Source organism: Streptococcus suis (assembly GCF_002964045.1).
Taxonomy (GTDB): Bacteria; Bacillota; Bacilli; order Lactobacillales; family Streptococcaceae; genus Streptococcus; species Streptococcus suis_U.
Genome location: NZ_POPB01000498.1, coordinates 1 through 388, shown reverse-complemented (window position 1 = coordinate 388; position 388 = coordinate 1). Strand labels below are relative to the sequence as shown.

The 388-nt window shown below is 46.4% G+C and carries 1 pseudogene; it reads left to right on the top strand.

What is annotated here, in order from left to right:
- Nucleotides 1–388: pseudogene (locus tag C1E99_RS12255) on the top strand (ABC transporter ATP-binding protein); the annotation flags it as partial.

Here is a 388-nt window from a genome sequence, read left to right as displayed (position 1 = left end):
GTCCCCTCATGGACATTATCCGCTCTAGTTTGAGCATGGTCATCTATGCTATTTCCCTCTTTCTCTTTGTTCATCCGCTGGTTGCAGTTGGGATTATTCTGTCGTCTGCCTTGGCAGTTTTCATTCCCAAGTGGATTTCTGGTCCTCTTTCTCAGCGTCAGCGGGCATTTTTACAGAGTTTGGAAAGCTATTTTCAGGTGGTGACAGACCTCTTTTCTGCTAAGAACCGCGTTACTACCGAAACCTTCGGCTCCATCAGTCGTGTTCACCATCAGTCGGTAGAAGAAAGTGAGCAGGCCCGTTTTCGCTTTGGTCAATTCAAGACCCTGGCCAATGTTGTCAATGGATTTTCCATGTTTTTGGTGCAATTAACAGCTTTTGGCTTGGT